7 protein-coding genes and 1 pseudogene are annotated in these 9,120 nt (G+C 69.1%); 5 read left to right on the forward strand and 3 right to left on the reverse strand.

The features are described from left to right. The 3 genes and pseudogenes from LzC2_RS18500 to LzC2_RS18510 all read right to left on the reverse strand — a co-directional run. Positions 1 to 608: pseudogene (locus LzC2_RS18500) on the reverse strand (hypothetical protein); the annotation flags it as partial. A gap of 116 nt (positions 609 to 724) precedes the next feature. Next, a complete protein-coding gene (locus LzC2_RS18505) occupies positions 725 to 1,225 on the reverse strand; it encodes a hypothetical protein (protein ID WP_171189515.1) in 501 nt (166 codons plus the stop codon). A gap of 100 nt (positions 1,226 to 1,325) precedes the next feature. Next, entirely contained in the window at positions 1,326 to 2,240 is a 915-nt protein-coding gene (locus LzC2_RS18510) for an AAA family ATPase (protein ID WP_171189521.1), read from the reverse strand. A 164-nt stretch (positions 2,241 to 2,404) separates the two neighbouring features. Here LzC2_RS18510 and LzC2_RS18515 point away from each other — a divergent pair, with 164 nt between their 5' ends. The 5 genes from LzC2_RS18515 to LzC2_RS18535 all read left to right on the forward strand — a co-directional run. Next, positions 2,405 to 2,734: a hypothetical protein gene (locus LzC2_RS18515; RefSeq protein ID WP_171189516.1), complete on the forward strand. Its 330-nt coding sequence runs from the start codon at positions 2,405 to 2,407 to the stop codon at positions 2,732 to 2,734. Between the two features lie 27 nt (positions 2,735 to 2,761). After that, on the forward strand, positions 2,762 to 3,886 hold the full coding sequence (locus LzC2_RS18520; protein ID WP_171189517.1) for an FAD:protein FMN transferase: 1,125 nt from the start codon (positions 2,762 to 2,764) through the stop codon (positions 3,884 to 3,886). After that, positions 3,874 to 5,382 (forward strand): DoxX family protein, encoded by a 1,509-nt coding sequence (locus tag LzC2_RS18525; RefSeq protein ID WP_171189518.1) that lies wholly within the window; start codon positions 3,874 to 3,876, stop codon positions 5,380 to 5,382. The genes LzC2_RS18520 and LzC2_RS18525 overlap by 13 nt, the downstream gene beginning before the upstream one ends. A gap of 108 nt (positions 5,383 to 5,490) precedes the next feature. Next, complete coding sequence (locus LzC2_RS18530) at positions 5,491 to 7,182, forward strand: Gfo/Idh/MocA family protein (protein WP_171189519.1); 1,692 nt, start codon at positions 5,491 to 5,493, stop codon at positions 7,180 to 7,182. Between the two features lie 4 nt (positions 7,183 to 7,186). Then, positions 7,187 to 9,120, forward strand: a 1,934-nt coding sequence (locus LzC2_RS18535; protein ID WP_171189520.1) for a vWA domain-containing protein, incomplete at its 3' end; no start/stop codon positions are given.

The following is a 9,120-nucleotide window of genomic DNA, read 5'->3' on the forward strand; positions in this document are numbered from 1 at the left end:
GGCTCGAACGGCTCCCGCCCCCCGCCGGCGGGTAGCGGGAGCCGTTCGAGCCGGGTGAAGCTCGGTCGCACCAGCAGCGAGCCGACCTCATGCCCGACCCGCCCTCCGCCGCGACCGATATGGAAGGGGAAGGTGCTCCACGCCCGCAACGGCGGCAGCGCGTACCGACCGCGACGCAGCGGCCGCAGGGCGAACGTCGCCTCCGCGGTCCCCCGACCGGGCAGATAGGGCACGGCGACGGTCTCCGGGACCGGGGCGAAGTCGCTCGGCAGGTCGTAGAACCCGACGCAGACGTCGAATGCCGGAAGGCGACGGCGGTTCGTGAGCGTCGCCCGGCCGACGATCGGCGTGCCGGCGGTGGCCCGCTCCGGGAGGGTCACGTCCATCGTCACCTTAGGCCGCAACAGCGAGCAGGCCCCGCTCGCCACCGCCAGCAGCATGACGAGGGCGCAGAACGCTTGATACAGCGGCATCTGTACGCTGACGGTGCCGATGCCGGACAGGGCGATGCTCCAAACGAGCACTTTCCCGCAGGTCGTCAGTTCATTCCGCCACTGCCGCTGGAAGTAGTCGTAAACGACCTTCGGCAGGCGGAGGAGAGCGAGCATTGGCGGGAAGTGTACGCCGCCTGTCAGGCGGGATGCTCTTTTCGCAGAAGCGGCGCGGAGTCCGCGCCGCTCTCCGGACTCCGCGCCGCTCGCATGCTCACCCGGCGAAGACTGACCTAATACTCAATCTCTTCGTAGTTTTGTGCCGGAACAATGGTGGGCGAGACGGTGCGACCGTCCATTAACACCACGATGCTGAGTTGAGGGATTGGCTGCATCTCCACGGCTTGTCGATCCCAGAACTCGACGGTCCAAAGCCAACGTTCCATGTCGGGCAGTTCAGAACTCGTGTATCGACTCAATGCCGCTTGCTCAAATCGCCATTCGATTCCCGCATAACTCTCGCTCTGTGAGGTGATTGCCGTCGTTGCCGCACCAATCGCCGCCTTCGCCGAACACGGAGGATTTGGCTCGTCCGCCTTCCACTCTGGGCTGTCGAGAACGAGCGACTCAGGCACGGACAATCTGAATTCCTGCGCGTCCGATAGATAAGACGTGCGTTCGATCGCAATAACCGCGTCGGCTTGCCTTTCGTCCGGATCGCCCTCCGCACACCCCAACACCGCGGGGCATGCAACAAGGAAAATTGAGAGACGTGTCAGCAGTTTTTTGGGCATTTCCGTTTCTAACTCAACGAACCGAGGTCGGTATACACATCGTCGGGCGGTGGCCGAAGCGACGTGGGGCGGGGCAGACCGGCGGCAGATTGTTTCGGATTCACACCGGCACCGGGACGGCGTCGATCGCTTCGCGGAGCACGTCCGCTTTGTCCGTGCCGCCGAACTTTGCTTCGCCGGAAAGCATGCAGCGGTGGGCGAGGACGGCGGTCGCGACGCGCTGCACGTCGTCGGGGCGGACGAAGTCGCGGCCGGCGAGGTACGCGGCGGCCTGACTCGCTCGGAACAACATCATCGAACCCCGCGGACTCGCCCCCAGATCGAGCCGCTTCTCCTGCCGCGTCCGTCGGCAGACCTCCACGATGTACGCCGCGACCGGGCGCTCCACCGACACGGCGCGCACCGCGGCCTGCATCTTGCGCAACCCCTCGCCGTCGAGCACCGGTTCGACCAGTTCCAAGGGGTGCACGCGGGCCTGATCGAACAGCATGTCGATCTCCGCCTCGGCGGCCGGGTAGTCCAGCCGCAGGCGGATCAGGAACCGGTCGAGTTGCGCCTCCGGCAGCGGGAAGGTGCCATGGAAGTCGGCGGGGTTCTGGGTGGCCAGCACGAAGAACGGCGCCGGCAGCGGGCGGGCGACGCCTTCGACGGTCGCTTGCCCCTCGGCCATCGCTTCGAGGAGCGCCGACTGCGTCCGCGGACTGGCCCGGTTGATCTCGTCGGCCAGCAGCACGTTGCAGAAGATCGGCCCGGGGCGGAACGTCAGCGAGCCGTCCGCCGGGTTGAACACGTTCCCGCCGAGGATGTCCGCCGGCAGCAGGTCCGGCGTGAACTGCACGCGGTTGAAGTCCAGCGAGAGGCTCTTGGCGAGCGCCTTGGCGAGCGTCGTCTTCCCCACCCCCGGCACGTCCTCCATCAACACGCTGCCCCCGGCGAGCAGCGCCGTCAGCAGCAGATCGATCGCCTCCGGCTTGCCGAGGATCACCCCGGCCAGATTCGCCCGCAGCCGGTCGATCTGCGGCCGCCGGGCGGGGGCGGTGAAATCGCCCGCTTTGCCGGCCGCCGGCCGGCCGTTGAGAGCGTGCGGCGGGGGGGCGATCGTTTCGGTCACGCTCGGAGTCTAGATACTGGGCGGGGGAAGCGAAGGCTTCCGCTCCTCAACGCCGCCCCGGATCGCCCATGCCCGCCGATCGTCCCCGGCACGCCGACCGTTGCCACATCCTCGGAGCGTCGTTCGGGGGGCCGATCGGCTGGGCGACCGCAGTGGCGGGGTTCCACTGGCAGACGATCCTCGCCGGCGACTGGGGACGGGATTCGTTGGAGGGCATGCTCGTCCTGGCGTTGCCGGCGGGACTCGTCGCCGGAGCGGCGGGGGCGACGGCGGCCGAACGGTTCGCCGCCCGCCGGCTCGCTCCTTGGCCGCCCTTGGCGACGTCTTTCGGCGGGGCATGGGCCGGAGGAATCATCGCGGCCGCGGCGCTATTGGTCGTCGGACGAGCGATCGGCTGACGGAACGGCACGGCGTACACTGCCCCCGTGCCAAGTCCGTCCCCCAACCGCCGCGCCTTCCTCACCGGCGTCGCCGCCCGCGATGCGGCGGCGGATGCGCTGGCGGGGCCAGTCGCGGGAGACGACGAACGCCCGCGGCTGGCGCCGGACGCCGGGTCGACGATTCGCATCGCCCAACGGTCGATGGCCTGCGAGTTCGCCTGCGCCCTGAACCCCGGCGACCGCAACGCCGTGATGCACGCCGGCGACGCCTTGGCGATCGTGCATGAACTCGAAGGGCAGCTGTCGATCTATCGCCCCGACAGCGAGGTGAGCCGCCTGAACGACGCCAGCGGCGGCGAAGAGGTCGAACCGGGATTGTTCGGACTGCTGGTGCGGGCGAAGGAATTGGCCGAGCTGACCGACGGGGCGTTCACCCCGCTCGCCGGGTCGCTGGTGCGATTGTGGCGCGAGGCCCGTGCGGCGCACGACATTCTCTCGGAAGACCGAGCCGCTGAGGAGGCTCGTGCCTGCGAGGCGTCCCGGCTGACGTTCCAGCACGACACGCACGGCGTGCGGTTGGGCGAGGGGTCGCGGATCGATCTCGGCGGGATCGGCAAGGGGTACGCCCTCGATCGGGCGGCGGAGCACCTGGTCGAGCAAAGGGTTGCGGCGTTTCTGCTGCACGGCGGACGCAGCAGCGTGCTGGCCCGGGGCGATCACCTGCCGGAGGAACGGGGCGGCGGCTGGCCGGTCGGACTGGGCGATCCGCACCGCACGACGCGGCGACTCGGCACGGTGCTGTTGAAGGACCAGGCGATGGCGACCAGCGGCTCGAACGTGCAGTTCTATCGGCACCGCGGGCGGCGATTGGGACACCTCCTCGACCCCCGCACCGGCTGGCCGGCGGACCCGGAGCGCGCCGGCGGATTGCTCAGCGCGACGGTCTTCGCCCCCGCCGATTCGGGGACGGGGGCCGCCGACGCGGACGCCCTCGCAACCGCGCTCTATGTGATGGGACTTCCCGCCGCGACGGCGTTCCTTGATGCGAACCCGGAGTTCGGCGGTATACTGGTCCCCCCTCCCACGGGCGGGCGGCTTCCGGTGACGGTGCGTAACGTCGACCCGGACTCGCTGTTCCTCGACCCGAACGCCGTCCTGTGCGTGGACTGAAAGACGAAGAGAACGTGACCGAAGCGACCGCCGACCGCAGCCCCGTCCCGCCCGTCCGACCGCAACCTGTCGACGCAACCGCGGACGCTCGCCGGATCGCCGTGATCGCCTGCGTACTGCTGGTCACGCTGCGGCTGTTCATCGGCTGGCAACTGGCCTACGAGGGCTTCTGGAAGGTCTCCACGCTCGATACCAATCGGCCGTGGACCAGCGAGGGCTACCTGAAGAACGCTCAGGGACCGTTCCGCAACGCGTTCCGGAACATGACCGGCGACCCGGACGACCGCACCTGGCTCGACTACGACTCCGTCAACGCGAAGTGGAACGCCCGCTACGTCGCCTTCGACGAGTTCTATCAGCTCTCCGACCAGCAGAAGCGCCAGCTGAACGTGCTGTTCGAAGGCCCCCCCGATTTTCGGGCCGAGCTGGACGAGTTCCCCGAGGGGGCGAAGGTGCCGGAGAACCTCGCCAACTTCGTCGAATTCAACCCGCAGACCCAGCGGATCATCGTCGACGGCAAGCGGCACCTCACCCAGAAGGAAAAGCTGGAACTGCTGGCTCTCGTCGACGACGTCTTGAAAGACGAGCAGGGCGCCCTCCGCGAGCCGCCCGAGATGAACGACGGCGAGAACTACACGAACTGGGAGTTGGCCAGGAAATACTCCGAAGCGATCGAGCGGGTCTTCCAGCGGGCCACCCGGCTGAGCTACCGCGAACGGTTGGACGTCGCCACCCGCATCGATCCCGAAGCCCCCCGCATCGTCTTCGGGGGCTTCAAGGGCACCATCGGCGATAAATACACGCCGATCGACAGCTACTACAGCACGTTGCTGGAGGAGTACGAAGAGGCCCGCGCCACCGCGGAGACGGATTATCAGCGCGAGCACGCGGAGACGCTCTACGGCGAGATCGTCGAACTGAAAAACGCCCTCGTCGGTCCGGTGAAGGCGCTCGACGCCCAACTCACCGAGGATATGTACGGCATCCTCACGCCGGAGCAGCGGGCGAAGGGTCCGCTGCCGCACCCGTGGGACACCGTTCGGATCGCGGACACGCTGACGATCACCGGCCTCTGCACCTTGGGAACGCTGCTGCTGATCGGCTTCCTGACCCGCTTCGCCGCGGCGATGGCCGGGGTGATGGTGCTGGGCTTCTACCTCGCCTGGCCGCCGTGGCCCGGCGTGATCGAGGCGCCCGGCCCGGACCACTCCCTGGTGGTCAACAAGAACCTGATCGAGGTGATGGCGCTGTTCGCCCTGGCGGCGCTCCCGACCGGCCGCTGGTTCGGCGTCGACGGGCTGCTGGTCGCGTCGTGGCATCGCATGATGGGCCGGCGGAATCGCGTCGCCGCGGAGAACGCCGTGCCGGCCGCCCCGGCGAAATCGTCCGCCGCGAAACCGTCCGCGGCGAAGCCGGTCGCCGTGAAGTCCGAACCGACCGCCACGAAGTCCGCGAAGGACGCTCCCTCGAATACTTACGCCGTGGCCGAGAAATGACCGTCCTCCGGCCGTGAACTCCGCCGACCGATTGCGGTTCCATCGAACCGCACCGATTCAACGTAAGATCCCCCGTACTCTTCCCGTCGCCCGCTCGAGCCGCCCGCCATGCACCTGACCCCTGAACAGGAACAGATCGGCAACGATAACTTCTACGAAGCCCTCGCGGGCAGCCGGGAGCGGTTCAAAACCGAAGCCACCCGGCGGGAGTTCCTCGCCGGCGTCACCGCGGGCACCGTGGGACTGGGCGCCGCTTACTTCGGCTACAGCAAGCTGAAGGGGAACCCGGTCAAAGTCGGGTTCATTGGCACCGGCGACGAGGGCAACATCCTCATCACGGAGCACCCGGCGGAGGGCGGCTATATGGAGATCGTCGCGATCGCCGACGCCCGCCCCTCCAACCGGGAACGCGTCTTCAAGGGCGACGGGAACGAGCACCGCGTCGGCCTGAACAAAAAGCTCGGTCGCGACGCGACCAAGGACATTCAGGTCTACGACAACGCGGACGAACTGCTCGCCCGGGACGACATCGAAGCGGTCGTCATCGCGGTGCCGCTGAACATGCACGCCCCGCTGGCCATCAAGGCGCTCCAAGCCGGCAAGCACGTGCTGTGCGAAAAGCTGATGGCCAAGACCGTCGGCGACTGTAAGGAGATGATCGCCGCCGCCCGCAAGGCGAACCGGCTGTTGGCCGTCGGTCACCAACGGCACTACTCCGTGCTGTACGATAACGCCAACTACCTGGTGCAGCAGGGGTTGTTGGGCGACATCAAGTACATCCGCGCCCAGTGGCACCGGAACAGCTCCTTCCCCGGCCGCGACGCCTGGCGTCAGCCCAAGCTGCACCCGAAGACCGGCAAACTGCTGTGGCCGCAGGAGGATATGGTCCTCGACGGCAAGACGGAGCAGTACGGCTATGAGGATCTCGAACACCTCATCAACTGGCGCCTGTTCGACGACACCGGCGGCGGTCTGATGGGCGAACTCGGCTCGCACCAGATGGACGCCGCGAGCATCTTCCTCGGTAAGGTGCATCCGATCGCCGTCGCCGGTTACGGCGGGACGAACTTCTACGGCATCGAGGGCGTCGGTCCGCAGGACAAATGGGGCGACGATCGCGAGATCTTCGACCAGATCTTCACCACCTTCGAGTTCCCCGGGAAGCAGTACGAGAACGACTCCGACGACCGTTGCGTCGTCACCTACAGTTCGATCAGCACCAACCGCTTCGAACCGTACGGAGAACTCGTGTACGGCTCCCGCGGCACGCTGATCATGAAGGCGGAGAAAGAGGCGCTGCTATACAAGGAAGCCGGCCCGACCGGCGGCGGCGGCCCGGATCAGCGGTTGTGGGTCGTGAACGCCGGCGAGGCCGGCGGCCCGGCGCTCGACAGCTACGAGACCACCTCCCCTGCCGCGGTGGCCGCGGCGAGCACGATGCCGGAGAAAATCTCCCGCGGTTACCGCGAGGAGATGGAGCACCTTTGCTATCTCATCCGCGAGATGGACGGCGACTACTACCCCGGCGGCAAGCCGCAGCCGCCGTCCGAGGGCGGTCTCCGCTGCAACGGCGAAATCGCCATGGCCGACGCCGTCATGGCTCACACCGCCAACATGGCGATGCGGTACGGCATCCGCATCCCGTTCGACAACGGCTGGTTCGATTGGGAAAGCCCCGCCCTGCCGGAGAACGACGTGCCGAAGCTCGCCGCCAAGGTGCGCGAAGCCACCGGCGGGAAGATCGGCGAGCCGAACCGCAAGGCGGCCCCGTCCGTGCCGGACGACAAGAAGGTCGCCTGACGCGATGACGTGCCCCCCGCCGAGCCTGTTCGGCGGGTGGACTCCCCTGCTGGTCGCCAACTGGTCGGGGGAGAACGGGTTGAATTGGACCTTCGCCATCGAACCGCTGACCGCCGCGGGCCTGCTGCTCGCGGCGGTTTGCTGCGCGGCGCTCGGTCTGTGGTGGAACCCGCCGCCGGGCGGACGCGGTCGGCGGACGACGATCGTCCTGCTGCGGCTCATCGCGGTCGCCGCCCTGGCGTCGTTCGCCTTGAATCCCGAGCAACGCGGCGAAGCGCAATCGGAACCCGCTCCGCTGACGGTCTTGCTGGATCTCTCCGACAGCATGGCATCCGGCGGTCCGGACAGGCTCGCCGCCGCCCGCGGGTTGATTCGTCGTTGGGGCGAACCGCGCCCGCTGACCATCCGCCCCTTCGCCGCAACCGTCGGTCCCCCGCTGCCGGGCGAGGCGTTGAACGATGCCGGGATGCTGGCCGGAATCGAACTGGATCGCACCGGCAGCGATCCCGCCGCCGCGGTGCGGGCGGCGTTGGGCGAGCCGGCGGTCCGCCGGGCCGGCGCCCTCGCGATCGTCACTGACGGCCGCTCGACGGTCGGCCCCGCGGGGCGGCTCTCGTCGGTCGCGGACGCGGCCCGGGAGGCCGGCGTGCGGCTGCTGATCATCGGCGCCGGCGAACCGGACCCGTGGGGCGCTCCGAAGCTGGCGTCGCTCGTCGCCTCGCGTCCGCTCGGTCCGGGGGAGCCGGTGAACGTTTCGGCTCGCTGGACCTTCGCCGACGGCGTGCCCACGCCCGCCCCGCGGTTCACCGCGACGCTGACGAACGAAGCGGACGGCACGCCGGTCGCCGCCGGTCGAGCGACGATCGGGCCGAACGGCGTCGCCCGTTTCGACGCGATGGTCGTGCCGCCGCAGGCCGGGGCTTATCGCTACGCGCTTGCTCTTTCGGCCCGCGGCGAACCGATCCCGGCGGCCGCCGACGCCGTGTCGATCGACGTGCCGGGCGGAGCGCTCCGGGTGCTGTTGATCGCGGACCGACCGCGACACGAAGCCCGCTTCCTGCAATCGCTATTGGAGCGGGAGCCGACGTTGGAGGCGACGGTGATCGTGGGCGACGACCCGCTCCCGGCCGCCCCGCGTCCGCCCGACGGGGAGCCGTTCGACCGGGAGCCGTTCGACGTGCTCGTCACGATCGGTGCCGTGCCGGAACGCTTGAGCCCGGCGCCGGCCGGCGGCCGCATCGTGGTCCATTCGCTGCCGACGACGGGAAACATCAGCGGCGCACAGCCCGCGGATCCCGCGGCGGTCGTCGCGACGGCGGCGGGGCGTCGATTGGGGCTGTTCAACGCCGCTCCGCCGCCGGTCTTCGGGATCGCTCCCGCCGAGCAATCCGATCCGGCCGCGGCGACGCTCGCCACCGCGGGAGGCACGCCGTTCGTCACGTTGCGGCGCACCGCCGACGGGACGCGAATCGACGTCGGCGCTCCCCAAACCTGGCGCTGGCGGGGCTTGGGCGCGGGCGAAGAAGGCGACGCGCATCGACGGTTCTGGCTGGCGGCCGTTCGGTTGGCCGCCGCGTCGCCCGAGGAGACCCCGGCGCTGCGAGTCGAACCGACGACGATCGAAGCCGGCGGCGTCGCGACGGTCGTTGCGGACGGTTCGGGGGCGACGGGGGTCCAGATCGCGGGGCCGGGCGTCACGCGCTCGCAGCCGCTCGGGCCGGCCGGTTCGGCGACGATCGCGGGCTTGCCGCCCGGTCAGTTTGAACTGACGCCGATCGGCGGAGAGGGCGGACCGGGCGCGACGCTGACGGTCACCGATCCGCCGGCGGAGGGCGACGTCACGTCCCTCAATCGGGCCGATCTTGAGCAAGCAGCGGAGGCTTCCGGCGGGCGCTTCCTCCTGCTGGCCGACGCGGGCGGCGCCGAGGAGTTCCTCCC

The organism is Alienimonas chondri (genome assembly GCF_013036045.1).
Taxonomy (GTDB): Bacteria; Planctomycetota; Planctomycetia; order Planctomycetales; family Planctomycetaceae; genus Alienimonas; species Alienimonas chondri.